This is a genomic window from Promicromonospora sp. MS192, from assembly GCF_049532985.1.
Lineage (GTDB): Bacteria > Actinomycetota > Actinomycetes > Actinomycetales > Cellulomonadaceae > Promicromonospora.
In genome coordinates, this window is the sequence record NZ_CP186693.1 from 4,272,682 (window position 1) to 4,298,168 (window position 25,487).

28 protein-coding genes are annotated in these 25,487 nt (G+C 73.5%); 9 read left to right on the forward strand and 19 right to left on the reverse strand.

The window, feature by feature from the left end:
* Positions 1 to 58: 58 nt before the first annotated feature.
* From menD to ACO229_RS19135, 3 genes are read right to left on the reverse strand one after another with little or no spacing between them, the layout of a single operon-like run.
* On the reverse strand, positions 59 to 1,819 hold the full coding sequence (menD, locus tag ACO229_RS19125) for a 2-succinyl-5-enolpyruvyl-6-hydroxy-3-cyclohexene-1-carboxylic-acid synthase (RefSeq protein WP_423462472.1): 1,761 nt from the start codon (positions 1,817 to 1,819) through the stop codon (positions 59 to 61).
* The gene (locus tag ACO229_RS19130; RefSeq protein ID WP_423462473.1) at positions 1,816 to 2,796 is read right to left on the reverse strand and encodes an o-succinylbenzoate synthase; all 981 of its coding nucleotides are present in this window, start codon (positions 2,794 to 2,796) and stop codon (positions 1,816 to 1,818) included. The genes menD and ACO229_RS19130 overlap by 4 nt, the downstream gene beginning before the upstream one ends.
* A gap of 25 nt (positions 2,797 to 2,821) precedes the next feature.
* Positions 2,822 to 3,424: a gamma carbonic anhydrase family protein gene (locus ACO229_RS19135; RefSeq protein ID WP_423462474.1), complete on the reverse strand. Its 603-nt coding sequence runs from the start codon at positions 3,422 to 3,424 to the stop codon at positions 2,822 to 2,824.
* 67 nt (positions 3,425 to 3,491) lie between these two features.
* On the opposite strand from ACO229_RS19135, the gene ACO229_RS19140 reads away from it, so the two are divergent.
* Genes ACO229_RS19140 through ACO229_RS19150 form a run of 3 tightly spaced genes read left to right on the forward strand, consistent with a single transcriptional unit; the run spans position 3,492 to position 5,460 of the window.
* The gene (locus ACO229_RS19140; RefSeq protein ID WP_423462475.1) at positions 3,492 to 4,127 is read left to right on the forward strand and encodes a hypothetical protein; all 636 of its coding nucleotides are present in this window, start codon (positions 3,492 to 3,494) and stop codon (positions 4,125 to 4,127) included.
* Positions 4,081 to 4,470 carry a hypothetical protein gene (locus ACO229_RS19145; RefSeq protein ID WP_423462476.1) on the forward strand — a complete coding sequence of 130 codons (390 nt, stop codon included), beginning with the start codon at positions 4,081 to 4,083 and terminating at the stop codon, positions 4,468 to 4,470. The genes ACO229_RS19140 and ACO229_RS19145 overlap by 47 nt, the downstream gene beginning before the upstream one ends.
* Before the next feature lie 36 nt (positions 4,471 to 4,506).
* Positions 4,507 to 5,460 carry a 1,4-dihydroxy-2-naphthoyl-CoA synthase gene (locus ACO229_RS19150; RefSeq protein ID WP_423462477.1) on the forward strand — a complete coding sequence of 318 codons (954 nt, stop codon included), beginning with the start codon at positions 4,507 to 4,509 and terminating at the stop codon, positions 5,458 to 5,460.
* Positions 5,461 to 5,503: 43 nt separating this feature from the next.
* Here the strand turns inward: ACO229_RS19150 and ACO229_RS19155 are convergent, their stop codons facing one another.
* From ACO229_RS19155 to ACO229_RS19165, 3 genes are all read right to left on the reverse strand, one after another.
* Entirely contained in the window at positions 5,504 to 7,225 is a 1,722-nt protein-coding gene (locus ACO229_RS19155; RefSeq protein ID WP_423462478.1) for an ABC transporter ATP-binding protein, read from the reverse strand.
* A gap of 37 nt (positions 7,226 to 7,262) precedes the next feature.
* A complete protein-coding gene (locus tag ACO229_RS19160; protein WP_423462479.1) occupies positions 7,263 to 8,498 on the reverse strand; it encodes a DUF1611 domain-containing protein in 1,236 nt (411 codons plus the stop codon).
* Between the two features lie 108 nt (positions 8,499 to 8,606).
* A complete protein-coding gene (locus ACO229_RS19165) occupies positions 8,607 to 9,686 on the reverse strand; it encodes a DUF3048 domain-containing protein (protein WP_423462480.1) in 1,080 nt (359 codons plus the stop codon).
* 105 nt (positions 9,687 to 9,791) lie between these two features.
* Here ACO229_RS19165 and ACO229_RS19170 point away from each other — a divergent pair, with 105 nt between their 5' ends.
* Entirely contained in the window at positions 9,792 to 11,198 is a 1,407-nt protein-coding gene (locus ACO229_RS19170; protein WP_423462481.1) for an AMP-binding protein, read from the forward strand.
* Positions 11,199 to 11,280: 82 nt separating this feature from the next.
* A complete protein-coding gene (locus ACO229_RS19175) occupies positions 11,281 to 12,150 on the forward strand; it encodes a 1,4-dihydroxy-2-naphthoate polyprenyltransferase (RefSeq protein WP_397413015.1) in 870 nt (289 codons plus the stop codon).
* A gap of 32 nt (positions 12,151 to 12,182) precedes the next feature.
* Here the strand turns inward: ACO229_RS19175 and ACO229_RS19180 are convergent, their stop codons facing one another.
* Complete coding sequence (locus ACO229_RS19180) at positions 12,183 to 12,467, reverse strand: DUF4229 domain-containing protein (protein WP_397413014.1); 285 nt, start codon at positions 12,465 to 12,467, stop codon at positions 12,183 to 12,185.
* 121 nt (positions 12,468 to 12,588) lie between these two features.
* Here ACO229_RS19180 and ACO229_RS19185 point away from each other — a divergent pair, with 121 nt between their 5' ends.
* Positions 12,589 to 12,969 (forward strand): PLDc N-terminal domain-containing protein, encoded by a 381-nt coding sequence (locus tag ACO229_RS19185; protein ID WP_397432960.1) that lies wholly within the window; start codon positions 12,589 to 12,591, stop codon positions 12,967 to 12,969.
* Positions 12,970 to 13,065: 96 nt separating this feature from the next.
* Here the strand turns inward: ACO229_RS19185 and ccsB are convergent, their stop codons facing one another.
* From ccsB to ACO229_RS19210, 5 genes are read right to left on the reverse strand one after another with little or no spacing between them, the layout of a single operon-like run.
* On the reverse strand, positions 13,066 to 14,058 hold the full coding sequence (ccsB, locus tag ACO229_RS19190; RefSeq protein ID WP_423462482.1) for a c-type cytochrome biogenesis protein CcsB: 993 nt from the start codon (positions 14,056 to 14,058) through the stop codon (positions 13,066 to 13,068).
* 2 nt (positions 14,059 to 14,060) lie between these two features.
* Positions 14,061 to 15,863 carry a cytochrome c biogenesis protein ResB gene (resB, locus tag ACO229_RS19195; protein WP_423462483.1) on the reverse strand — a complete coding sequence of 601 codons (1,803 nt, stop codon included), beginning with the start codon at positions 15,861 to 15,863 and terminating at the stop codon, positions 14,061 to 14,063.
* Complete coding sequence (locus ACO229_RS19200; protein WP_397432956.1) at positions 15,863 to 16,666, reverse strand: cytochrome c biogenesis CcdA family protein; 804 nt, start codon at positions 16,664 to 16,666, stop codon at positions 15,863 to 15,865. The genes resB and ACO229_RS19200 overlap by 1 nt, the downstream gene beginning before the upstream one ends.
* Positions 16,666 to 17,262, reverse strand: a complete 597-nt coding sequence (locus ACO229_RS19205) for a TlpA family protein disulfide reductase (RefSeq protein ID WP_423465322.1) — start codon at positions 17,260 to 17,262, stop codon at positions 16,666 to 16,668. The genes ACO229_RS19200 and ACO229_RS19205 overlap by 1 nt, the downstream gene beginning before the upstream one ends.
* The gene (locus tag ACO229_RS19210) at positions 17,262 to 17,906 is read right to left on the reverse strand and encodes a histidine phosphatase family protein (RefSeq protein ID WP_397432955.1); all 645 of its coding nucleotides are present in this window, start codon (positions 17,904 to 17,906) and stop codon (positions 17,262 to 17,264) included. Before ACO229_RS19210 ends, ACO229_RS19205 begins: the two co-directional genes overlap by 1 nt.
* 159 nt (positions 17,907 to 18,065) lie before the next feature.
* Between ACO229_RS19210 and aqpZ the strand changes: the two genes are divergently transcribed.
* Positions 18,066 to 18,815, forward strand: coding sequence for an aquaporin Z (gene aqpZ, locus ACO229_RS19215; RefSeq protein WP_423462484.1), 750 nt, complete (start codon positions 18,066 to 18,068; stop codon positions 18,813 to 18,815).
* Positions 18,816 to 18,921: 106 nt separating this feature from the next.
* On the opposite strand, the gene ACO229_RS19220 is transcribed toward aqpZ, so the two are convergent.
* Positions 18,922 to 19,434, reverse strand: a complete 513-nt coding sequence (locus ACO229_RS19220) for a MarR family winged helix-turn-helix transcriptional regulator (protein WP_397432953.1) — start codon at positions 19,432 to 19,434, stop codon at positions 18,922 to 18,924.
* Between the two features lie 133 nt (positions 19,435 to 19,567).
* Between ACO229_RS19220 and ACO229_RS19225 the strand changes: the two genes are divergently transcribed.
* Complete coding sequence (locus ACO229_RS19225) at positions 19,568 to 20,119, forward strand: YceI family protein (protein ID WP_397432952.1); 552 nt, start codon at positions 19,568 to 19,570, stop codon at positions 20,117 to 20,119.
* A gap of 205 nt (positions 20,120 to 20,324) precedes the next feature.
* On the opposite strand, the gene ACO229_RS19230 is transcribed toward ACO229_RS19225, so the two are convergent.
* Genes ACO229_RS19230 through ACO229_RS19240 form a run of 3 tightly spaced genes read right to left on the reverse strand, consistent with a single transcriptional unit; the run spans position 20,325 to position 21,967 of the window.
* Positions 20,325 to 20,972 carry a redox-sensing transcriptional repressor Rex gene (locus ACO229_RS19230; RefSeq protein WP_397413004.1) on the reverse strand — a complete coding sequence of 216 codons (648 nt, stop codon included), beginning with the start codon at positions 20,970 to 20,972 and terminating at the stop codon, positions 20,325 to 20,327.
* A 60-nt stretch (positions 20,973 to 21,032) separates the two neighbouring features.
* Positions 21,033 to 21,281, reverse strand: a complete 249-nt coding sequence (locus ACO229_RS19235) for a glutaredoxin family protein (protein WP_397413003.1) — start codon at positions 21,279 to 21,281, stop codon at positions 21,033 to 21,035.
* Between the two features lie 14 nt (positions 21,282 to 21,295).
* Positions 21,296 to 21,967 (reverse strand): Pr6Pr family membrane protein, encoded by a 672-nt coding sequence (locus ACO229_RS19240; protein ID WP_423462485.1) that lies wholly within the window; start codon positions 21,965 to 21,967, stop codon positions 21,296 to 21,298.
* Between the two features lie 78 nt (positions 21,968 to 22,045).
* On the opposite strand from ACO229_RS19240, the gene ACO229_RS19245 reads away from it, so the two are divergent.
* Positions 22,046 to 22,840: an HAD family hydrolase gene (locus ACO229_RS19245; protein WP_397413001.1), complete on the forward strand. Its 795-nt coding sequence runs from the start codon at positions 22,046 to 22,048 to the stop codon at positions 22,838 to 22,840.
* 154 nt (positions 22,841 to 22,994) lie between these two features.
* Here ACO229_RS19245 and ACO229_RS19250 read toward each other — a convergent pair whose 3' ends face one another.
* The 3 genes from ACO229_RS19250 to ACO229_RS19260 form a co-directional block, all read right to left on the reverse strand.
* Positions 22,995 to 23,093, reverse strand: coding sequence for a 30S ribosomal protein bS22 (locus tag ACO229_RS19250; RefSeq protein WP_003792170.1), 99 nt, complete (start codon positions 23,091 to 23,093; stop codon positions 22,995 to 22,997).
* A 192-nt stretch (positions 23,094 to 23,285) separates the two neighbouring features.
* Positions 23,286 to 23,954, reverse strand: coding sequence for a potassium channel family protein (locus tag ACO229_RS19255; RefSeq protein WP_397413000.1), 669 nt, complete (start codon positions 23,952 to 23,954; stop codon positions 23,286 to 23,288).
* Between the two features lie 68 nt (positions 23,955 to 24,022).
* Positions 24,023 to 25,420, reverse strand: coding sequence for a TrkH family potassium uptake protein (locus ACO229_RS19260; protein ID WP_397412999.1), 1,398 nt, complete (start codon positions 25,418 to 25,420; stop codon positions 24,023 to 24,025).
* Between the last annotated feature and the right edge of the window lie 67 nt (positions 25,421 to 25,487).

Sequence of the window (25,487 nt, forward strand, 5' to 3'; positions counted from 1 at the left end):
CGGCCAACCCAGCAAGCCCCAGCCAGCCCAGCCAGCCCAGCCCCCCAACCCAACCCAGTCAGCCCCGACCGCCACTCCCCGCCGCCTCCGTGATGCGCCGCACCAGGTCCCGGGTCTCCGCCAGCCGGTCCGCGCGAGACACCCGGACCTCGATCACCTGGACGCCGTGGCTCGGCGCCTGGAGCGCGTGCCGCAGGGTCGGCACGTCCTTGACGAGCTGGTGGTCCACCCCGTAGCCCGCGCAGAGCTGCGCCAGGTTGGCCCCGTGCGGCGTGCCGAACACGCGCTCGAAGGTGGCGCTCGCGGCGCTGCCGGTCGCGGCGAGCGCACCGTGCTCGAGGGTCGCGAAGATCGACCCGCCGTCGTCGTTGACCACGACGAGCTCCAGGTCCACGGGCGGTTCGTCGGGCCCGCGGAGCAGGCCGCCGACGTCGTGCAGGAACGTGAGGTCGCCCAGCAGCGCCCGCGTGCGCAGGCCTCGCCGTGCGGCGGCGAGGGCCACGCCCAGCGCCGTCGACACGGTGCCGTCGATGCCGGCGAGCCCCCGGTTGGCCAGCACGGCCGGGCCGGGACCGTCGAGGCCGAGCACGAGCTCCAGGTCGCGTACCGGGTTGGACGAGCCGACAACGAGCAGGTCGTCCGGGCCGAGCACCGCCGCGACGGCCCGGGCCACGGACAGCGCCGTCGGACCGCCGAGCACCGCGTCGTCGCAGGTCACCTCGTCCAGGACCCGGGCGGCACGGGCGCCGGCGTCGCGCCAGCGCTCCAGGAAGTCGCTCGGCGGCGCGCCCGTCTCCTCGAACCAGGGCGCCGCAAGGCCGGGCAGCACGACGGTGGCGTTGCGGGCGGCGTCGGGCCACGGACCGGCACCTGGCGCGACCACGGTGACCGTCACGCCCGCGCGGCCGAGGAGCCGCTGCACGGGCCGGGACAACGTGGGCCGGCCGAGGACGACCACCTGGTCGATGTCTCCCGCCAGGGCGTCGGACGTGAGCAGCGCGCGGTACCCCGCCACCGCGTTGGGGCCGCCCACCGCACCGGACGACGGCTCCGCGAACAGCGGCCAGCCCTGCGCCTCGGCGAGCCGGCGCGCCTGGGACCCCGCGCCGTCCCCGGCCACGACCACGGTGTGTGCCGGGTCGCCCAGCAGCGCGGGCGACCCGGCGTCCTGGAGCGCCGCGGGGATCACGAGCGGCGGGTCGGGCTTCGGGTAGCCCTCCTGAGCCGTGTCCCCGGGCAGTCCCGGCAGGGGGTCCGACGGCGCGAGCGGGTCCCGGAACGCCAGGTTCAGGTGCACCGGCCCGGGATGCCCCGACCGGAAGCCCAGGGCCGCGCTGACAGCGCGTGCCGTGACGTGCCGCAGGTCACGGAGCTCCGGTTCGCCCGCGGCCGACGGCGCCGGCACGTCCACGGCGAACCGCACCGCCGAGCCGAAGATGCCCACCTGGTCGGTCGTCTGCGACGCCCCTGTGCCGCGCAGCTCGTGCGGCCGGTCGGCGGTGAGGAGGATCAGGGGCAGACCGGTGTGGCTCGCCTCCAGCACGGCGGGGTGCAGATTGGCCACGGCCGTACCCGACGTCGTCACGACGGCGACCGGTGCACCCTCCGCACCCTTGGACAGGCCCAGCGCGAGGAACGCGGCGTCCCGCTCGTCGACCCGCACGTGCAGCGTGATGCGGCCGGTATCGGCTGCCTCGGCGACCGCGTAGGCCAGGGGGGCGCTGCGGGAGCCGGGGGCGAGCACGACGTCCTGCACACCCTGGCGGACCAGGGCGGCGACCAGTGCGCGGGCGGAGGCCACGGCGGGCGGGATGGTCATGCGTCCTCCAGGATGCGGGTCAGGCGGTGGTAGCGGGCGAGCCAGCGTTCCGCCGTCGGGCCGTCGGCGGGCGCGGCCGCGAGCGCCGACGGCGACGGCTCGGGGCGCCAGACGGGGAGCGCGCCGTCGACGGGGAGCAGGGGGTGGTCGACGACGTCGTGCACCAGGAGCTGCGACGTCGCGAGCCCGCAGGCGTAGGGCAGCTCGGGAAGGGCGGCGGCGAGCGCGACGCCGGCGGCGATGCCCACCGAGCTCTCCAGGGCGGACGAGACGACGACGGGCAGCCCGACCTGTTCGGCGAGGTCGAGGCAGGCACGGACGCCGCCGAGGGGCTGGACCTTGAGGACCACGATGTCGGCGGCCTCCTGGCGGACGACCCGCATCGGGTCGGAGGCGCGGCGGATCGACTCGTCGGCGGCGACGGGCACGTCCTGCTTGCGGCGCACCAGGGCCAGCTCGTCGACGTCGGCGCAGGGTTGTTCGACGTACTCCAGACCGCCGGCCGCACGGTCGATCTCGGAGAGGTGGGCGAGGGCCTCGTCGGGGGTCCAGGCGGCGTTGGCGTCGACGCGGATCGCGCCGTCGGGTCCGAGCGCCTCGCGGACCGCGGCGACCCGCTCCGCCTCGGCACTCACCGGTTCGAGGGTGCCGTCGGGGCCGCGCTGGGCGACCTTGACCTTGGCGGTGCGGCAGCCGCCAGACGCGAGCACGATCTCGCGCGCCCGCTCGGGGCCGACGGCGGGGACGGTCACGTTCACCGGGACGCTGTCGCGGACGGGCGCGGGCCAGCCGGTGAGGGCTGCCTCGTGCGCGGCGCGCAGCCAGGTGGCCGACTCCTCGTCGGCGTAGTCCCAGAACGGGGACAGCTCGCCCCACCCGGCGTCACCGCGCAGGAGCACGCCGTCGCGCACGTCGATCCCGCGGAACCGGGTGCGCAGGGGCGTGGACCAGACGAGGGGTTCACCGATCAGTGGCACGCCCCCAGGCTAACGACCTGGGCGGCTACATCGCCTCGGGCAGCACCTCGTCGTCCCGGTGTGCGCCGTAGAGCTCCGACTGGCGCCGCATCAGCTCGCGCATCGACACGTCCCGCCCCACCCCGTAGACGGTGCCGGGGAAGTCGAGCTCGCGCTGGATCGCCCAGATCTCCTCGTGCCGGTCCGGCGGCAGGATCTGCGCCGGGTCGCCCACGGCGACCCACCCGATCGGCACGGTCGCGCCGGGGGCCAGGACGGTGTTGACCTGCACCACGCCGTTGATCCGGACCTCCGCACCCCTGCCGATGACGCTCCCGGGGAACAGCGAGGTACCGGTCGCGACGAACGCCTCGTCCTCGACGGTGCTGCCGTTGACGTGGGCGTGCGGGCCGACCATCACGGCGGACCCGATCCGGGCGGGATGCCCCAGCCGGCCCCGGACGAGCGCATTCTCCATCACGACGGTGTCCGCGCCGATGACGACGGCGCCGTCCTCGGCGGTCAGGACGGCACCGTGGAGGATCCTCGCCCCGGCGGCGACGCGGACGTCACCGACGAGGGTCGCCGACGGGGCGACGTAGGCGGAGGGGTCGATCGACGGTTCGAGACCGCGGTGGCGGATCAGCATGGGGTTCCTCTCGTCGTGCGGGTGTGGAAGATGGTACGTCCGTAAATCGAACGATAGAGTGCGTTTTATGAAACAAGGATCACCGCTGCTCCTGCCCTTGCTGCGCACCCGTGTCCAAGGAGACATTCTCGCTGCCGTCCTTCTGGATCCGGAGCACGAGCAGAGCCTCACCGACATCGCACGCCTCGTGGGCACCTCACGGGTCACGGTCCTGCGTGAGGTCGACCGTCTCGAGGCCGCAGGCCTCGCCTCCACCCGTCGCCTCGGCAACACCCGGCTTGCTCGCGCCCGGACGGACAATCTGGTCTACGCTCCTCTAGCAGAACTTCTGGCTGTGACCTTCGGGCCGCTGGCGGTGCTCCGCAGCCTTCTCACCGAGATCGACGGCATCGAGCACGCCTTCATCCACGGGTCATGGGCTGCGAGGTACAGCGAGCGCCCCGGGTCGGTCCCGGGAGACATCGACGTGCTGGTGATCGGCGAGCCCGATCGAGATCAGCTCGCCGACGTCGTGGAGGAGGCCGAGAAGAAACTCCGCCGGGAGGTCAACGTACGTCGTGTTTCCACCACTGCGTGGACTGACGACGAGGGTCCGTTCAAGCGGACGATCCTGAGTTCGCCGACCGTCGAGCTCGTCGAGAACGAAGGAGTATCACGTGGCAGGGACCACGACGGGGAGCCGCTGGCCGATCGGGGAGCCTGAGATCCAGAACCTCCTCGACGAGGGCGAGCTACAACTGGTCGCGCCGTCCGAGGAACACTCGGGGTTCCTGCTCGACCAGGCGGACGTCCACCTTGCCTCGGCCGCCAAGCTGGTGGACGACGATCCGTCGGGTGCTCTGGCCATGCTGTACGACGCCGCACGGAAAGCCATGACGGCGCCCCTGGCACGACAAGGGCTGCGCCTCCGGCGCCACGACTCCGAGTACCCAGGTGTCGAGACACCGACCATCACATCCGAAGAGGTAACTCTGGCCCTGGCCGACGCGCGCGAGATCGTCGACGCCATGAAGGTGTTCGTCCCCAACGTCGGCCCCTGGCGCTGAACCTGCCCGGCACCAGGCCGAACTAGGCTTGCGCACGTGAGCACCAGCACCGATCTCCCCCGTCAGGTCTCCGAGACGTTCGACCCGCAGCGCTGGCGCACGGTCGCCGGGTTCGAGGACCTGACCGACCTCACCTACCACCGGGGTGTGGACCGCAGCGGCCCCGAGCCGCGCGACCTGCCCGTGGTGCGCGTCGCGTTCGACCGGCCGGAGGTGCGCAACGCGTTCCGCCCGCACACCGTGGACGAGCTGTACCGGGTCATGGACCACGCCCGCATGACGTCCGACGTCGGCACCGTGCTGCTCACCGGCAACGGCCCCTCCCCCAAGGACGGGGGCTGGGCGTTCTGCAGCGGCGGCGACCAGCGCATCCGCGGGCGCGACGGCTACCGCTACGCCGACGGCGAGAACGCCGACTCGATCGACCCCGCCAAGGCCGGCCGCCTGCACATCCTGGAGGTGCAGCGCCTCATGCGGACCATGCCCAAGGTCGTGGTCGCGGTCGTGGACGGCTGGGCCGCCGGCGGCGGGCACTCCCTGCACGTGGTCGCCGACCTCACGGTCGCCTGCCGCCAGCACGGGAAGTTCAAGCAGACCGACGCCGACGTCGGCTCCTTCGACGCCGGCTACGGCTCCGCCTACTTCGCCCGCCAGCTCGGGCAGAAGCGGGCACGGGAGGTCTTCTTCCTGGCCCGCGAGTACTCCGCCGACGACGCCGAGCGCTGGGGTTCCGTCAACGAGGTCGCGGAGCACGACGACCTGGAGGGCCTGGCCCTGGAGTACGCGCGGATCATCGCCGGCAAGTCGCCGCAGGCCATCCGCATGCTCAAGTTCGCCTTCAACGCGGCCGACGACGGGATCGCCGGCCAGCAGGTGTTCGCCGGCGAGGCCACGCGGCTGGCGTACATGACGGACGAGGCGGTCGAGGGCAAGGAGGCGTTCCTGGAACGGCGGGAGCCGGACTGGTCGGGGTTCCCGTACTACTACTGACGGCGTGGCCGCCGACCCGGCAACCCCGGCTGCGACCGTCGCCTCACCCGTCGTCGTCCGCCACCCCGCCGTCCGGCCCCACCGGGACCGGCTCCGCGGCGAGCCGCACGTCCCGCGCGCCGAGCGCCCGCGCCAGCTCGTCCGGCCCGGCGAACAGCACCGCCCCCGGGTACGCAGCCAGTAAGCCTGCAAGCCGCTCCCGGCCCTCGGCGTCCAGGTCGCGATCGAGGTCGGCGACCAGGAGCAGCGGCGGCTCGCCGTAGATCGCGCGAGCCAGCGCGAGGCGGGCCCGCTCGTCGACGGTCAGCGGCTCCCCGCCGGCGCGCAGCACGGTGCGGGCACCGTCCGGGAACCGGCCGACGTCGAGACCGACCGCGGCGAAGACCGTGTCGGCCGTGGCGTCGTCCAGGTCGGGGCGGCGGTAGCGCAGCGCGCGTCGCAGGGTCCCCCGCTCGAACACGGCGCCCCGGGCCGCGAGCCCCACGAGCGCACGGCCGTCCGACGGCGCGACGGCACGGACGTTCCGTCCGTCCACCCAGAGCTCGTCGACGGCGCCGGCCGGCGGGAGGTCGAGGCCCGTCACGCGCCGCATCAGGCGCAACGGCGCCTCCGGGTCGTCGCCGGTCAGCCGGATCCGGTCGCCGGGGCCCGCCTGCAGCGGAGCGGAGACCGGCACGAGCCCGGGGACCACCAGGTGCACCCGGCCGGCCCCGTCCGCGCCGTCGGGTAGGTCGGCCGACGCCGCCGCGCTGCTCGCGCGCTCGTGCTCCGCGCGCCGCCGGGCGGCATCGGCGAGCGCCGGGCCGAGCACCGCGCGGGCGGCCAGGTACGTCTGGCGGTACTCGACGATGCGGCCGAGGTCGACGATCGGCGTCGACGCGAGCCCGGCCATGGCCATCGCGGCCACCGTGACGGCCGGGTCCAGGCCGCGCACCACGCCGACGGCGGCCACGGCGAGCGTCGCCAGCAGCGCCGCGACGGTTCCCCCGGCCCGGAGCGCCCCGACGGTCACCGAACGGTCCACGGCGCGGTCGACGACGTCGGCTGACGCGGAGTCGATGTGTCCCAGCTCCCGGCCGGCGCCGTGTGCGGCGATGATGCCCTGTGCGGCGCCGACGGTGTCCGCGATGCGGGTGGCCATGCGCCCGCGGGCCTGGCGCAGGCGCCGCGACTTCAGGTACGCCGTGCGGGCCCACGGCACCATGACGGCGGCCAGGACGGCGAGCGGGAGCAGGAAGCCGACGCCGAGGAACGGGTCGAGCACGGTGAGCCCGATCGCGGAGCCGGCGATCAGCGGGATGCCGGACATCAGCGGCGCCACGCCCTGCGACACCCAGTTCCGCACGCTCGCGAGGTCGTTGGTGGTGCGGGCCACGGTGATGCCGAGGTGGGTGCGACCGCCCGGCGTCAGCTCGGACTCGACCAGCTCGCGGCGCAGCTCGCGCACGTAGTCCTGGCCAAGCCGTTCCGCGGCGATACGTTCCTCGACGCGCAGCCCGCCGACGGCGACGGCCGTCGCCACGATGCTGACGACCGCCACGACGATCGGCCACGCGCTGCCCGGGCGGAGCTGCGTCAGCGCCCAGGCCCCGACCGCGCCGAGGGCGCCCTGCCCGAGCCCGAGGGCCACGAGCCCGGCCACCCAGGACCGTCGCGCGCCGACGAAGACCCGCGGCAGCGCGCCGGCCTCGGCACCAGGGGCCCTGCCGGACGACGTGCCAGGGGCCGTGCCAGGCTCCGTGCCAGAGGCCGTGCCAGACGCCATGTCGGGCGCCGTCTCAGGCACCGTCTCAGGCCCTGTGTCAGGCGACCGCATGACCGTCCCCGACCGCACCCAGCACCCCGGCTGCCGGCCGCACGCCCTCCGGGCCGAGTCCCGCCGCGGCGAGCGCGACCTCCGGCAGCCGCAGGTCGTAGGTGGGCACAACCTCGACGTCGAGCGCCGCCCGGGCCTCCGCCACCGCGAGCGGGGAGGCCGTGAGCACCCCGGACACCACCGACGGGGCGCAGCCGAGCGCGCGCAGCGCGGCGATCCCGCCGCTGGCGCCGAGCGCGTCCCCGGCGGCGAACACGACGCGGTCGACCACCGTGCGGAACGCGTCGTCGGTGAGCAGGCGGCGCGTGTCGCCCTGGTACACGCCGTCGGCGACCTCGACGAGCACGACGTTGGGCGCACCGTGCGCCGCGGGCTCGGCCAGCAGGCCGACCATGGTCGCGAAGACGTCGCGGACCTCCTCGAACGGCAGGCCGAACGTGCTGGGCCGGCCGAGGTCGGTGAAGTCGACCACCCGGTGGGCGCCCGCGTCGACGAAGTGGTTCGCGTCGTTGCCCGCGCCGGTGCCCGTGGCCTTGCCCGCGTGGACGGTGAGCCCTGCCGCGGCGAGCCCGTGGGCCAGGCAGGCCAGGGTGGTCGACTTGCCGGAGTTCATCGACGTGCCGACGACGGCGACCACCGGCACACCGGTCGCGGCGCCCCGCACGGCCGGGGCGGGGCGCACCGTGTGCGGGGCGAGGTCCGCGAGGTTGACCACCCCGTCCACCGTGGACAGCAGCCCGACCGGTTCGATCACCGTGGCGTCCTTGACGTCGGCGTGCTGGTCGATCACGCGGGAGGCGAGCCCGCCGGCCGCGGCGAGGTGGCACGGGCCCAGGTCCTCGGGCAAGAGTGCCAGGAACTGGTCGGCGGCGTAGCGCGAGCCGTAGGCCACCACGATCTCGTCGCCCTCGAACAGGATCTGGCGGCGGGAGACCGGGGACTCCAAGCGCCGGTGCTGGCCGATAGTCACGACGCGGGCCAGGACGACGTCGCCCGGCCGCGGCGCCCGCGCCGGGTCGCGGACCAGACCGAAGGCCGCCGGGTCCCGGTCGATCGCCGCCGCCACGAACCGCGTGGAGTAGGCCTTCTTCGCCCGCAGCAGCCGGGACGCGAGCGGCTCGGGGGCACGAGCCGGCACGTCGGCGGCATCCACCCGGAGCGGTACGGCGACGATGCGCGGCGCGTCGTCGCGCAGGGCCGGGGACGTGTCGAGAATGCTCATGGCAGCCACGCTTTCTGGTCGAGGACGGGTGGTGCGATGTCGTCACTCAACTGGACCGCCGTGAACAGGCGATGAGACCGGGATGAAAGGTCTCTCATGTGGCCCGGATCAGCGCGGTGACCAGGTCCCCGAGCCCGCCGGGACCAGCTCGATCCAGGTGTTTCCCGGGTCGAGCTCCGCCTCCTTGCCGTTCCGGGTCCGCAGCACGATCGGGGAGCCGTGGTCCTTCTTGGACCAGCGGACCGTGATGCTGTGGCCCATCGAGACCAGCGTGCCGAGGCCGCCGCTGCCGGCCAGCCGGTGCTCGGGCACGGGGGCGCCGGTGGGGTCCACGAAGTTCGTGTTGAACACCTCGGTGGACAGCACCAGGACGTTCCGCGCGGTGTGCCGCCTGCCGTCGGCGGCCACCGACGGCACCGAGCCCTCGCTGCGCAGGTAGCGCTCCCGCTCCGCGTCCCACGTCCAGACCGTGCGCTGAGCCGGGGACAGTCGCACGTCCACCGTCGGCGCCGGCTTCCCGGCCCGTGGGGCGGTGCCCTGGCCCAGCTTGCGCGCGTACCGGAACTGCGGGGGCGGCGGACTGGTCCGGCGGTCGTCGGCCTGCGCCGCGAACGTCGCCACGTTCCCGATCACGTTGTGCGGCGCGACCCGCGCGGGATCCCGGACGAAGCCGGGGTCGCCGTCGTCGTTGATGAGAGTCTGCGTGCCGTACCGCTGCACCGCCGCGATGAACGGGCCCTGGCCGCCGGAGAACGCCAGGATGCCGTCCAGCGGCGCCACGATCGCCGGGTCCATGGGCCGTACCGAGCGCACCGGCTCCACGACGGCGGGGAGCTTCGAGTGGTAGGTCGCCACGAACCGGGTGATGCCACCCTCCACGACCTCCTCCCACACGATGTCCGCTTCCGTGAGACCGCGCTGCGGCCGGGCCTGCACCGAGTTCTCGATCTTCACCGACACGGCCGGGCGGTCCGCCACCTTCTCCGTGGGTGCCCCGGTGAGCGGCCACACGACCGGCACGTCCGGCTCCGGCGGCCGGTCCCGGTCGCCGCGCACCGGGGCGTCGACCGTCGCGGTGGGCGTGGGCAGGGGCTCCTCGGGGGCGCCGAGGCCGCATCCCGCCAGCAGCAGCCCGACCACCAGCGCCGCACCCGTGGCCTGCGCGGCCGTCGTCCAGCGGGTCGTCATCGGCACTCCTTAGCGACCGTCCGCACCCGGGCCCGCCCCAGGTGTGGCGCACACCTTACAGATCCGGCGGCCGCCGCCCCGGGGCGGCGCGCTTACCCTCGTGAGGTGCCCTCGAACGACCCTCTGCCCGCTGCCTCGACCGCTGTCCCACCAGTGTCCGCCGCGCCGCCGGCCGACGCAGGCGCGGCGACGTCGCCGGCCGCCGTCGTGGACGCCGTCCGCGCCGCCCTCGAGGGCGGTCCGGCGTACGCGCCGCAACCCCGGGCCTCCGACGCCGCACCGCCGTCCGGCACCGCCCTGGTGCTGCGGACCTCCGGTTCCACGGGCGAGCCCCGCGAGGTCGCGCTGAGCGCGGCGGCGCTACGTGCCTCGGCGGAGGCGACCCACGAGCGGCTCGGCGGCCCCGGGCGGTGGCTGCTGGTGCTCCCGCCCACGCACGTGGCCGGGGTCCAGGTGGTCACCCGCTCCGTCGTGGCGGGCACCGAGGTCCGCGCCGGCACGTCCGACCACTTCACGCCGGCGGCCTTCGCGTCCCTGGCCCAGGAGTTCCTGGACACAGCGGATACGGCAGCCGGCGCCCGGGCCTACGTCTCGGTCGTGCCCACCCAGCTGCACCGGCTCGTGGCCGCGGCCGACGCCGGCGACGCGGCCGGCCTGCGGGCCCTCGCCCGGTTCGACGCCGTCCTCGTGGGCGGCGCCGCGACACCCGCGCCGCTCCTGGAGCGGGCCCGTGCCGCCGGCGTCCGCGTGGTCACCACCTACGGCATGTCCGAGACCAGCGGCGGCTGCGTCTACGACGGCGTCCCGCTCCCCGGCGTACGCGTCCGTCTGTCCGGCACGACACCGACCACCACCGGCGCGGGCCCGGAGGAGCACGCCGCGACGGGCGTGATCGAGCTGTCCGGCCCGGTGCTCGCCGAGGGCTACGTGGGCGACCCCGCTGCCACAGCCGCCGCCTTCCGCGCCGACCCCGACGGCACCCGCTGGTTCCGCACCTCCGACCTGGGCCGCCTCGACGACGGCCGGCTCACGGTCCTGGGGCGGGCCGACGACGTCGTGGTCACCGGCGGCGTCAACGTCGCCCCTGCGGCCGTCGAGGAGGCGATCGCGGAGCACCTGGCCGCCCAGGGCACACCGGGCGAGGTCTGCGTCGTCGGGGTGCCCGACGCCGAGTGGGGCCAGGCGGTGGTCGCGGTGATCGCCCGCACCGGACCGCCGGCCCGCCCCGGCGGCCTCGAGCTGGTCCCGTTCGGTGCGCCGCCGTCCGGCGGGGCCGCCCGGGAGTCCCGTACCGGCCCGGACGGCGCCCCGCCCGCGGCGGGCGAGGTGACCGACGGCGGCGGGCCGCTCGCCGGGCTGCGCGCCGCCGTCGGGCAGCGGCTCGGGGCGGCCGCCGCGCCGCGCCGGGCATACGTCACCGCGACCCTGCCCACGCGCGGGCCCGGCAAGATCGACCGGCGGGCCGTGCGCGACGCCGTCGTGCGGGCCGAGCGGGAACCCGTGCGACCATGACTTCGTTCCCCCGCCAGGACCGCGCACGCACCCGGTCCCGGTGCCACGGACCAGACATCCCCCACGAACGAAGGACACGCTGATGGCGACAGCCGCCGAGTGGATCTCCGGGGCGCGGCCCCGCACGCTGCCCGCGGCGGCGGCGCCCGTCATGGTGGGTACCGGCGCGGCGGCCCAGGTGGACGCCTCGGCATGGCTGCCCGCACTGCTCGCGCTCGGTGTGGCCCTCGCGCTGCAGGTCGGCGTCAACTACGCCAACGACTACTCCGACGGTGTGCGCGGCACCGACCTGGACCGCGTGGGCCCGATGCGGCTCACGGCCTCGGGCGCGGCGGCACCCGGCGCCGTGAAGCGGGCCGCGTTCGCCGCGTTCGGCGTGGCCGGTGTGCTCGGGCTGGCGCTCTGCGCGGTGTCCGGGCAGTGGTGGCTGCTCGCCGTGGGCGCGGTGTCCGTCGTCGCCGCCTGGTACTACACCGGCGGCAAGCAGCCGTACGGGTACCGGGGGCTGGGCGAGGTCGCGGTGTTCGTGTTCTTCGGGCTGGTGGCGGTGCTCGGCACCACCTACACGCAGGCGGGGATCATCACGTGGCCCGCGGTGCTCGGCGCCGTCGGGGTGGGCCTGATCGCCTGCGCGCTGCTCATGGTGAACAACCTGCGGGACATCCCCACCGACGTCCTGTCCGGCAAGCGCACCCTGGCGGTGCGCCTCGGCGACCACCGAGCCCGACGCGCCTACGTCACGATGATCTGGGTCCCGGTGCTGCTCGGCGTGGTGTGCGCCTTCTGGGCGCCGTGGTCGCTCGTGGTGGTGCTGCTGCTCGGCCCGGCGGCACTGCTGTCGGTCCCGGTGCTCGCCGGCGCCCGCGGCAAGCTGCTCGTGCCGGTGCTGGCCGGCACGGGCCTGTACGAGCTGGGCTACGGGCTGCTGCTCTGGTTCGGCCTGTCGGTCTGACCGGCCCCGGTCTCCCACGGGCCTGACCGGCCTCAGCGGTCGGTGCGGAGCTCCTCGTCGAGGCGCGCGTCCTCGTGGGCCGCGTCGACGTCGACCTTCGGTGCCGCGGCACGCTCGGCGGCGCGGCGCTCGGCACGGGCGGCGATCCAGCGGGTCGCGGCGTCCCGCGGCCCGGTGAGCGTCAGGTACGACACGGTCAGGGCGACCACCACGGCGACGATCGGGAGCAGCCAGCCCCGCAGCCCGGCCAGGTAGAGCCCGCCGAAGGCGACGCCGAACAGCGCGAGGCGGAGCAGGGTGTAGATCACGAGGGGCACCCACCCATGGTAGGCCGGGCGCGGGTCACACCTCGACGACGGCGGACCTCCGGGCCCGGAACAGGGCGAACGTCACGCTGCGGGCTGACCTATCGTTGCCGACCCGCCGTAGGCTGGGGGTATGCCACGCGTACTTCTGATCCTGGCCGTCGTCGGACTCGCGGTCTACGCCCTGGTCGATGTCTGGGGCTCCGAGGAGGACGAGCGCGGCGGCCTGCCCCGCTGGCTCTGGGTGCTGCTCATCGTGCTCCTGCCCCTGCTGGGGCCCATCTCGTGGATCGTGGTGCGGGTCTCCGCGCGCCGGTCGGGCGCGGGCCCGGCCTCGGGCCCCGGCGGCAGCCGCCCGACCCCGCCCCGCCCCGGGCCGCGCCGCCCGTCCGGTCCGGTGGCCCCGGACGACGACCCCGAGTTCCTCTGGCGCCTGGAGCAGGAGAAGCGCCGGCAGGAACGCGAGGCGCGGGGTCGCCAGGAGGCCAAGGACGACGACACCGAGAGCAGCTGACGCGCCGCAGGGCGCCCGGCACGGGAACGACAGACAGAGGGCGCCGATCCGGACCGGATCGGCGCCCTCTGTCGTCGGGCCCTCAGGACGCCGGGCTCACAGGCCCGAGTACGAGTGCTTGCCGTTGAAGATCAGGTTCACGCCCGTGAAGTTGAACAGCACGCACGCGTAGCCCGCCACGACGAACCAGGCCGCCCGGGTGCCGGACCAGCCGCGCGTCGTGCGCGCGTGCAGGTAGGCCGCGTAGACCACCCAGACGATGAAGCTCCAGACCTCCTTGGGGTCCCAGCCCCAGTAGCGTCCCCACGCGTCCTCGGCCCAGATGGCGCCGCCGATGAGCGTGAAGGTCCACAGCACGAAGGCCACCGAGTTCAGCCGGAACGAGAGCGACTCCAGCGCCACCGGCGTCGCGGTGTGGTCCAGCCAGCCCCAGCGGCGGCTGCCCAGCACCGGCGAGCCGTTGTCCCGGGCGTCGCGCAGGAGCTGGAGCGCCGACGTCACGAACGCCACCGTGAAGATGCCGGTCGCGACGATGGCGACGCCCACGTGGATGACGAGCCAGTACTTCTGCAGCGCGGGCTGCACGCCCATGGCCTCGACGAAGAACTTCTCCTGCGCCAGCACGAGGAACAGCACGCTCAGGCCGGTCACGAACGCGCCGAGGTAGCGCACGTCGCGCCGGGTGTTGACGCCCGCGAAGACGGCGACCGCCACGAAGGTGCCGACCAGCGCGAACTCGTACATGTTGGCCCACGGCGTCCGGCCGGCCGCGATGCCGCGCAGCACGATCGCGACGAGCAGCAGGGCGGCGGCCAGCCAGGTCACGGACATCCCGACCCCGGCCAGCTTCCGGTTCGCCGGGACGGGGGCGGCCGGCGCGTCCGCCGGGACGGCGTCGGCGCCCGCCTCGTAGGGCGAGACGTCGCCGCCGGCCGCGACCGCCACGCGCTCCCGGGTCCTGGCCGCGTCCCGCGCGTCGACCCGTGCGCCCGACAGGCGCGACAGGTCCACGGAGAACGCGATCAGCGCGACCGCGAGCGCGGTCGCCGCGCCCCAGACGAGCAGCACGCTCAGGTTTGCCAGCTCCATGTTCAGTCCTTCTCCGATCCGATCCGGTCGGGCGCGGCCGGCGTGACCGGCTCGTCCCCCGTCTCTGGCTGCTGCACGTTCCCGGGCACCGCCGCCAGCGCGCGGTCGACCTCGGCCTGCAGACCTGCGTCGTCGCCGCGGGCCAGGCCCGCCACCTCGACCACGGTAGCCCCGTCCGGCCCGGCGTACGCGCGCGCCCAGACCCGTCGCCGCGGCGTGAACAGCGAGACTGTCAGGCCCGCCAGCGCCAGCAGCGCGAAGACGAGCACGAACGTGAGCGACGGGTCGTGCCGCAGGTCCAGGGCCACGTAGCGCGGCAGGTCCTCGCCGAGGGTCAGCGTGCCGAGCCCGTCGGGGAGCTCGACGGTCTCGCCGGGGCGGGCCAGCACCTTGATGCGCTCGCCCTGCTCGTCGACGGCCGGGGTGAGCGAGGCGGTGTCGAGCTCGTACACGTTCTGCGGGGAGCCGTCGTCCAGGCCCAGGTCGCCCGTGTACACCTCGAGCACGAGCAGCGGGTCCACGGGCTGCGGGAACGCGGAGCGCGCCGACCCGTCCTCGTTGACCTCCGCGGTCGGCAGGAAGTACCCGACCAGCCCGATCTGGTCGAGCCCCGGCGACACGTCGGGCACCTTCACCACGCCGCGGGAGGTGTACATCGTGTCCTCGGGGATGAAGGTGACGCGTCCGGCGAAGGCGACCTCGCCCTCGGCGTCGTGCACGGTGATCTCCGGGGCGAAGCCGTTGCCCTGCAGGTAGATCTTGGCGCCGTCGACGACGATCGGGTGGTTCACCTTGATCTGCTCGCCGCGCTGCTCGCCCGACGGCTCGGTCACGGTGACGTGCGCCGTGAAGTCGCGGGCCTGGGCGAAGGCGACCGTGTCGCTCGCGAACTCCGACTCGAACTCGTCGAGCGTCATCGCGAAGGGGACGAGCGACTCCGGCCGGAACCAGGAGCCCTTCTCGAACGTGTCGTAGTCGACCACGGCGTTGGCGAACCCACGCCCCTCGGTGACGATGGCCTGGCCGCGGTAGTGCAGCATCTGGCCCGTCGCGACGGACACCAGCAGGCCCACCAGGGCCAGGTGGAACACGAGGTTCCCGGTCTCGCGCAGGTAGCCGCGCTCGGCGCTCACGGTCTGCGCCGCGGGAGGTGCCTTCGGTCGCTCCCGCCCTGCGCTCGCAAGCTCGCTCCGGCCGGACGCTCCGCGCCCCCGCGCCGTCTCCTCGGCCCGGTCCACCCGGAAGGTGGGCAGCCAGGAGATCGTGCCGCGCAGGCGGGCGGCGACGGCGTCGGCCACCTCCTGGGGCGTGGCGTCGGTGGTCGCGGTGGCCTGCGCCGGGAACCGGCTGAACCGGGACGGCACACGTGGCGGACGCCCGCGCAGGGCGCGCCAGTGGGTCGCGGAGCGCGGCAGGATGCAGCCCACGAGGGACACGAACAGCAGGATGTAGATCGCGGAGAACCAGACCGACGAGTAGACGTCGAAGAACCCGGCCCGGTCGAGCCACTCCCCCGCGGTCGGGTGGTCGGCGAGGTACTCGATGACGCCGGCCGCGTCCTGGTTGCGCTGCGGCAGCACGGAACCGGGCACGGCGGCCACCGCGAGCAGCATGAGCAGCATGAGCGCCACCCGCATGGAGGTGAGCTGCCGCCACATCCAGCGCAGCGTGCCCACGAGGCCCAGCGTGGGCGCGGTGGGCCGGCCGGGCTTCTGCGGCTTCTCGTCGGACGCCGGCGCGCCCTGCGTGAACTCGTCCGCGATGCCCTCGGGGACGTAGGACTCCTGCCTGGTGCGGTCGGCCATCAGAGCACCGTCTCGAATCCGCCGATCCAGAGCTGCATGGCCCCGGTGATCCGCGTCCACAGCCCCGTGACCAGCAGCAGCCCCACCAGGACGAGCAGCCCGCCGCCGATCCGCAGCGCCGCGAGGCGGTGCCGGCGCAGGAAGTCGAGCATGCGCTCCGAGCTCTGCAAACCCAGCGCGACGAGCAGGAAGGGGACACCGAGGCCGAGGCAGTAGGCCACGCCGAGCAGGGCCCCGCGGCCAGCGGACGCCTCGTCGATCGCGAGCACCTGGATGGCGCCGAGGGTCGGGCCGATGCAGGGCGTCCAGCCCAGGCCGAACACGATGCCGAGCAGGGGCGCGCCCCACAGGCCGGTGCGCGGTGTCACGTGGAACCGGGCCTCGCGCTGGAGGAACGGCACGGCGCCGAGGAAGCCGAGGCCGAGCAGGATCACGACGGCCCCGAGCACGCGCATGATCACGTCCTCCCAGCGCACCAGGAACACGCCCAGGCCGCCGAACGCCGCCCCGAACGAGACGAACACGGCGGTGAAGCCGAGCACGAACAGCGCCACGCCGCCGACCACGCGGCCGCGGGCCGGCCTGGCCCGCGTGGCCACGATCCCGGGGGTGGTCCCCGCCGACGCCGCGGCCATGCTGCTCACGTACCCGACGTAGCCCGGCACGAGGGGCAGCACGCACGGCGACGCGAACGACACGAGACCCGCCAGGATCGCCACGGGCACCGCCAGCAGCAGGGACCCGCTGAACGCGGTGCTGGCGAGTCCGTCGCCGACGGCGGTCGCGATCGAGCCGGGAAGCATCAGGCGGCCTCCGCCAGGACCTCGTCGATGAGCGCCTCCAGGGTGGACCCCTCGGCCAGGCCGATGACGCGGGCGGCCACCTTGCCCTCCTGGTCCAGCACCACGGTGGTCGGCACGGCCTGCAGGGGCACGACGCCGGTCAGCCCGGCGATCACCGTGCCCGAGCGGTCCTCGATGCTCGGGTAGGGCACCTCGAACGTGCGCTGGAACGCCTGGGCGGCGCCGGCGTCGTCCTCCGTGTTGATGCCGACGAACCGCACGCCGTCCTTGGAGGTGGCGAGGTCCACCAGGTCGGGCGCCTCGGCGCGGCACGGCGCGCAGGAGGCGTACCAGGTGTTCACGACGACGACGTCGCCCGCCCAGTCGGACGTGTCCACCTCGTTGCCCTCGAAGTCCGTGCCCACGACGGCGACGGGCCCCTTGCGCTCCCCGGCGTCGTACGTCTGCACGGACCCGTCACCGGAGACGTAGCCCTGCCCGACGACGTCGCCCGCACCGGAGTCCTCGGGCGCGCACGCCGTGAGGGCCGCCACCAGGCCGACGACGATGCCGACGGCCACCACCCACTGCACGACCTTGAAGGTCTTCCCTCGCATCACGCGCCGGCGACCTTGCTCGCGCCGTCGTAGAGCTCCGCGGCGGGTTCCGTGTAGTGCAGGCCCACGAAGCGGTCGTCCTCGAAGTGCAGGGACGTCAGGGAGGCGAGGTTGCACTGCCGGTTGCGCGGGTCGTGCCAGAGGGTGCCGCCCTCGAACGAGCGGCGCGTGAGCCAGACGGGAAGCTGGTGGCTGACCAGCACGATCTCGTGGCCCTCGGCCACGCGGCGGGCGTCCTCGACGGCGGCGCGCATGCGCTGGACCTGCTCCGTGTACGGCTCGCCCCACGACGGGCGGAACGGGTTCCACATGTGCGGCCAGTTGCGCGGGTTCTTGAGCGCCCCGCCGCCCCCGCCGACGCGGAGGCCCTCGAAGCGGTTGCCGGCCTCGATGATGCGGTCGTCCGTGGCGAGCTCCAGGCCGAAGCCCTGGGCCACCGGTGTGGCGGTCTCCTGCGCGCGCTGCAGCGGCGACGCGACCACCCGGACCACGTCGTGGCCACCGCTGGTGAGGTGGTCGGCGACGATCTTGGCCATCGCCTGGCCGCGGTCGGAGAGGCGGTAGCCAGGCAGACGCCCGTACAGGATGCCGTCGGGGTTGTGCACCTCGCCGTGGCGCAGCAGGTGGACCGTCGTGGAGACCATGGCGCCCAGTCTCGCACCCGAGCCTGGGTGCCCGTGACCTCCAGCGGGTGTGGATTACGTCATCTCGCGCCGATCCAGGGATGCCGACCTACTGTCAGCAACAAGTTTCACGGTGGTCTTCACCATGAAACCGTCCGACATGAGCAAGGGGGTCTCACCATGACGGAGACAGCATCACCCGCGATGTACGCACGGCTCCTCGCCGAGGCGCTGGGTACCTTCGTCCTCGTCCTCGGCGGCTGCGGTACCGCCGTCTTCGCCGCCAACTTCCCGGACGCCGAGACGAACACCGTGGGGGTCGGCTTCCTGGGCGTCGCCCTGGCCTTCGGCCTCACCGTCGTCGTCGGCGCGTTCGCCCTGGGGCCGATCTCGGGCGGGCACTTCAACCCGGCCGTCACCCTGGGCCTGGCGGCCGCCGGACGGTTCTCGTGGCGCGACGTCGGCGGGTACGTCGTGGCGCAGCTCGTGGGCGGTGCCCTCGGGTCGAGCGTGCTGGCGCTGATCGCGGCCGGCGGGCCCGACGGGTACTTCGAGGCCGCCCGGGAGTCCGGGTTCGCGGCGAACGGGTTCGGCGAGCACTCGCCGGACGGGTTCGGCCTGGGCTCGGCGGCCCTGACCGAGACGGTCCTCACCGCGGTCTTCCTCTTCGTCATCCTCGGCACCACGGCCCGGGTGGCCGCCCCCGGGTTCGCGCCGCTGGCGATCGGCCTCACGCTGACCCTGATCCACCTGGTCTCGATCCCGGTCACCAACACCTCGGTGAACCCGGCCCGCTCGGTGGCGACCGCCATCTACGCCGGGGGCTGGGCGTGGGGCCAGCTCTGGGTGTTCCTCGTGTTCCCGATCCTCGGCGGCCTGATCGCGGGCTTCGCCTACCGCCCGATGTTCGGCCGCGCGATCACGGCCTGACGTCGCACCACGCCACCGGCCCGGCGTCCTCGGCGTGCCGAGCCGGTCAGGTGGTCGCACCACCCGGCCGGCCCGGCGCGCGCGGTGCGCCGGGCCGGCCGGCCCGTCAGTCGCAGTGGGCCGCCAGGCCCTCCTCCGTACCGCCCGCGTCCTTCGACGACGCCGCGACCTTGGCCATGATCCGCCCCAGCATCGCGAACTCCTCCGGCTCCAGCGCCTCGACCATGATCCGGCGCACCGCGGCCACGTGGCCGGGGGCGGCGACCACCAGGGCCGCGTAGCCGTCGTCGGTCATGGTGCAGTTCACGCCGCGCCGGTCGCCCTCCGCCGCCCGCCGCTCCACCAGGCCCCGGGCCTCCATCCGGGCCACGGTGTGCGTGAGCCGGCTGCGCGACAGCACGAGCCCGTCCGCGAGCGTCGACATCCGCATGGTGCGGTCCGGTGCCTCCGAGAGCTGGACCAGCAGGCTGTACTCCCCGAGCGAGAGGGTGAGGGTCCGGTCGTGGACCGAGCTCAGGGCCTCCACGAAGCGCGCGGTGCCCTCCAGGTAGTGCCGCCAGGATCCCTGCTGTTCCTCGGACAACCAGATGTCGCGCCCCTCGACGGTCTGCGCCGCCATGTCACCACCGCCTTCGTGCGAACCGAGCCCCTCTGGGAATACGTTACGGGAACCGCTATGTTGGACGGGATCGTGAGTAGTTGATCCCTCAACTATCCACCCAAACCGCCACATCACCAAGGAGTTCCCCCTCATGGCCACCCCGCTCCCCGCTGGTCTCACCGCCGGCACGTACGAGATCGACCCCTCCCACACCGCTGCTTCCTTCTCCGTCCGTCACGCCGGGATCGCGAAGGTGCGCGGCAGCATCGCGGTCACCTCGGGCACCATCACGGTGGGCGAGGACCTGGAGTCGTCGAGCGTCGCCGCCGAGCTGGACGCGGCCTCCGTGAGCACCGGCGACGCCGGTCGGGACGGCCACCTGAAGAGCGCGGACTTCTGGCACGCCGACGAGAAGCCGACCTGGACCTTCACCTCGACGGGCATCCGTGCCGACGGCGACGACTACGTCATCTCCGGTGACCTCACCATCAACGGGATCACCAAGGGCGTCGAGCTGGAGACCGAGTTCACCGGCACCGCCAAGGACCCGTTCGGCAACGTGCGCGCCGGCTTCGAGGCCAACCTCGAGGTCAACCGCAAGGACTTCGGCCTCACGTGGAACGCCACGCTGGAGACCGGCGGCTTCCTGGTGGGCGACAAGGTCAAGATCACGCTGGACGTCAGCGCCATCGCCAAGGGCTGACCTCTTCCCCGCAGCACGGCGCGTGTCCCGGACGCCCGCCCCGCCTCGGCACCCACCGGTGCCCGGCAGGGCGGGCGTCCGTGCGTCGCGAGCCGGGCATCCCGGCCCGGTGCGCTTCTACCCAGCGATTGCGCCCCGGAATCGCTGCTCTGGTGGGCGCAATCGCTGGGTAGAAGCGCACTTCACGCCGGCACGCCGGCGCCGGTCACAGCGCGGCTGCGCGCGCCGCCGCATGGAAGGCCAGGATCTGCAGCTCGCCGCCGACGTCGACCGAGCGCACCACGACGTCGTCCGGCACCTGGAGCGCGACGGGCGCGAAGCTCAGGATCTCGCGCACACCCGCGCCGACGACGGCGTCGGCCACGTCCTGCGCCACGTGGCCCGGCAGGGCGAGGACCACCATCGACACCCGCTCCCGCTCGATGACACCGGCCACGTCGCGGACGTGCTCGACCGTCACGCCGGCCACGTCGGTGCCCACGACGTCGGGCGACGCGTCGAGCAGGGCCACCACCTGGAAGCCGCGCGTCGCGTACCCGGAGTAGTTCGCCAGGGCATGCCCCAGGTTGCCGATGCCGACGATCGCGAGCCGGTGCTCCGTCTCGAGCCCGAGGGCGACGGTGATGTACGAGGCGAGCGACTCGACGTCGTACCCGACGCCGCGCGTGCCGAACGAACCCAGGTACGACAGGTCCTTGCGCAGCTGCGCGGAGCTCACGCCCGACCGCTCCGCGAGCTCCGTCGAGGACGTGAGATCCACCCCCTCGGCCGCGAGGTCGCGCAGGGCGCGCAGGTAGTAGGGCAGGCGCCCCACGGTCGCCGCCGGAACTGTGCCGTCACTGAGTTCGACCACGTGCTGCTCCCCTCCCCGCAACCACTGTGTCGCGGGCGTACGCACACACTGCCGGGACGATCATGCCAGGAGGCGGGCCAGGCGCGCACCGTCCACGCGCCAGAATCCTTGCTGGACCCCGTCCACCTCGACCACGGGGACGTACTCCCCGTACTTGTCCCGCAGTGCGGGCGCGCTGTCGATGTCGACCTCGCGCCACTGGACCCCCGCACCCTCGCACACCTGGACGACGACGGCACGCGCGTCCTCGCACAGATGGCACGCGTCGCGGGTGTAGAGGACGACCCGGGGTTCGGCAGGAGCTGTCACGCCCCGAGGTTACGTCACGCGGGGACCCGCGAGCGGTCGGTGTCCGGGAGCCGCCCGTCCGCCCAGCGCACCCCCCAGGCGAGCGCGAGGAAGACGACGGCCACGCCCGCGGAGTTGATCAGTGCCCCGGCGTAGCCCAGCTCGGTCACGTCCAGGAAGGGATACGGGTACCAGCCCGTCGCCGCACCCCGGACGAACGTGTAGACCAGCCACGCGATCGGGTAGACCACCGACCACCAGACGGTCCGCGCGGTCACCCGCGGGCGGGGACCCACCAGCACCCAGGCCACGACGGCCAGCACCGGTGACAGGACGTGCAGCATCACGTTCGACACCATCCCGGCGCCCGTGAGCTCCACGAGCCCGCGCAGCACCGTGTTGTAGACGATCCCGGTCACCGCGATGCACAGCAGCGCGTCCAGCCGCAGCACCCGGAACACCGGCCCGTCCCGGCGCGGGTCGAGCGCCAGCGCCAGCGACACACCGCCGATCAGCAGGTTGGACTGGATCGTGAAGTAGCTGAACAGCCGCACGACGCGCTCGGCATGGGTGGGCGCGATCCCGGGGCCGCCCGTGAGCGCCACGACGAGCTCGATGGCGAAGCCACCGAGCGCGAGCAGAGCCACCAGCAGGTGGAGGACCCGGGCGAAGGGGGCCTGCTCGGACAGGGCGTTCCGGTAGGTCACCCCCTGGTTCTACCAGTGCTCCCGGGCGGCCGCCCGGCGAGGACTTGCGGCACGTGTCACGCGGATAGAGTGACCTCCATGCCGTCGACGCACCCCTCGTCCGCCACCGCGGCGTTCTTCGACGTCGACAACACGATCATCCGCGGGGCGAGCGCCTTCCACATCGCCAAGTCCGCGTACCAGCGCAAGTTCTTCGGCACCCGCGACATCCTCAAGTTCGCCCTGGTCCAGGCCCGCTACCTGCTCTGGGGTGAGAACAAGGAGGAGATCGACCAGGTGCGCGACCGCGCCCTCTCGCTCATCGCGGGGCGCAGCGTCGCGGAGATCGCCACCCTGGGCGAGGAGGTGTGGGACGCCGTCCTGTCGCTGCGGATCTACCCCGGCACGCGCCGGCTGCTCGACGAGCACATCGCGGCCGGCCACCAGGTGTGGCTCATCACCGCCACGCCCGTGGAGATCGCACAGCTCATCGCCCGCCGGCTCGGCGCGACCGGGGCCCTGGGCACGGTCGCCGAGCACAAGGACGGCTTCTACACGGGCCGGCTCAAGGGCGACCTCATGCACGGGCAGGCCAAGGCCGACGCCATCGTCGAGCTCGCCGAGGTGAACGACATCGACCTCGACGAGAGCTACGCCTACGGCGACTCGCTGAACGACCTGCCGATGATGCGCGTCGTGGGACACCCGTGCCCCATCAACCCGGACCTGCGGCTGCGCCGGCACGCGCAGGAGGTGGGCTGGCCCATCCGGGAGTTCCGCGGCCGCTCCCAGCGTGCGGCGGGCCGCGGCGTGCGGACGGCCTCCTGGGCGGGTGCCGCGTGGGTGCTCGGCCTGGTGCTCCGCGCGGCCCGGCGCCGGCTGCGCGGTCACTGACGACCGGCGCGAGCGCGGGGGTAGCTGCGGTATCGGGCCGCTTTCCACCACCAGGCCCGCACTCACCGTCCCGGTGCCCCAGGCGTCTCGGGCACGAAGAAGGCCCGGCCCCAAGGGGCCGGGCCTGGTCTTCACGCGCCCGGGGGCGCGTGGGTCACTTCTTGTTGCGACGCTGGTGGCGCGTCTTGCGAAGCAGCTTGCGGTGCTTCTTCTTGGCCATACGCTTGCGGCGCTTCTTGATGACGGAGCCCATAGGTCCTCGCAATGTTCGATCGGTCGGCGGCGGCCCGACGACGGGCCGCTCGGCGAAATGGTCCACGGTTGGTCCGGGACAGTGACGCCAGAGTGACGATGGCCGACCAACACGAAAAGTAGTCCGTGCCTAGGTTACCCGCTCTGCCGCGCGGCCCGTAATCGAGCCTGTGTGAGATGTCACGCGCGGTGGTCAGGGCCGAGCCGCGAACCGCTCCAGCAGGTCGGCGTGCCCCGAGCAGACCAGCAGGTCGTTGGCGGAGATCCGCGTCTCCGGCGTCGCGTAGACGAACTCCGCGCCCGGCGACTTCACGCCGATCACCGTGATGCCGTAGCGCTTGCGGATGTTCGACTGCGCGAGCGTGAAGCCCTGCGCCTCCTTCGGCGGACGCATCTTCACGATGGTGAACCCGTCCTCGACCTCGATGTAGTCGAGCAGCTTGCCGCTGACCAGGTGCGCGACGCGCTTGCCGGCGTCGGCCTCCGGGTAGACCACGTGGTGGGCGCCGATGCGGGTCAGGATGCGGCCGTGCTCCGCGGAGATCGCCTTGGCCCAGATCTGTGGTGTGCCCAGGTCGACGAGGTTGCCGGTGATCAGCACGGACGCCTCCAGCGACGAGCCCACGCCGACCACCGCGACGCCGAAGTCCCGCGCGCCGAGCTGCTCCAGGGCCTCCGGGTTGGACGCGTCGGCCTCCACCAGCGGCAGCCGGCCGGACCACTGGGCCACCAGCACCGGGTCCTGCTCCACGGCGAGCACGTCCTGCCCGAGGCGGTCCAGGGTGGCACCGATCGCCGACCCGAACCGGCCCAGGCCGATCACCAGCACACCCGCATCCCGATCGGGCTTCTTCTCCGGCACGGTCTTCCTCTCTGGCCACTTGTCGGACGTCCAGGCCACCCTAGTGACCGGTACCGCGCCCCGAGGCCTCAGCCGATGATCGGGCGCTCCTCGGGGAAGCGTACGATGCGCCGCCGGTCGCGGAGCGCCAGCACCGCCACGACGGTCACGGCGCCGGTCCGCCCCACGAACATGAGCAGCGCCAGGACGTACTTGCCGGCGTCGGGCAGGTCGTGCGTGATGCCCGTGCTCAGCCCGACGGTCGCGAACGCGGAGAGCACCTCGAACAGGACCCGGGACAACGGCAGGTCGGTGACCTGGAGCAGCGCGACGCACGAGACCAGCACGATGCTGGCGCCGGTGAACACGACGGCGATCGACAGGCGCAGCACGTCGCGCGGGATGCGGCGGCCGAACGCCTCGATGTCCCGGTCGCCGCGCGCCTCCGCGACGATCGCGAGCAGCATGACGGCGAGCGTCGTCACCTTGATGCCACCCGCGGTCGACGCCGACCCGCCGCCCACGAACATCAGCGCGTCCTGGATGAGCCAGCTCGACTCGTGCATCGCGCCGACGTCGACCGTGCTGAAGCCGCCCGACCGCGGCATGATCCCCGCGAAGACCGCTGCCAGCAGCTTGTCCCCGAGGCTCAGCGGCCCGAACGTCTCGTCGTTGGACCACTCCAGGACCAGCAGCAGCAGCGCGCCGACCACGAACAGCACGCCGCTGGTGACGATGGTCAGCTTGCTGTGCAGCGAGAGCCGCTTGGTCCAGCCGTGCCAGCGCTGGCCGGGCCGCGGCAGCGACCGCTGGATGTTCAGGATCACCGGGAAGCCGAGCGCGCCGATGAACACGCCGAGGGCGATCGGCAGCACCAGCGTCCAGTCGCCGACGTGCGGCATCAGGCCCTCGGTGGTGGGCACGAAGCCCGCGTTGTTGAACGACGAGACGCCGTAGAACAGCGCGTGCCAGGCCGCGGTGCCCACGTTGTCCTCGATGACCACCAGCCGGGGGAACAGGAGTACCGCGATCGACAGCTCGAGCGTGGTCGCCGTGATGATGATGACCCGGACCAGCGAACCGACGTCCCCCAGGCGGCTCGTCTTGGTCTCGGACGCCGTGAGCAGCTTCTGCGTCAGCCCGATCTTGCGCGACACGATCATGCCGAGCAGGGAGGCGACGGTCATGATGCCGAACCCGCCGATCTTGATGCCGGCGAGGATCACGATCTGCCCGTACAGGGACCAGTAGGTCGCGGTGTCCTGCACCACGAGCCCCGTGACGCACACGGCCGAGACGGCGGTGAACAGCGCGTCGACCAGCCGCGCCCCCTCGCCGTCGGCAGTCGCGAAGGGCACCATCAGGAGCGCCACGAACAGGGCGATCACGCAGGCGAAGACGGTGACGGCCAGCCGGGCCGGGGCCCGGAACGCGAGCTCGTCGACCAGCTCCCGGAGGCCGAACAGCCTGTGCCGCAAGCTCGGCATCCGCCCCTGCTCCCCTCCGTGCACACATCCTGGCGATCGACGCCCTACTCTGCCACGACACGGGTTC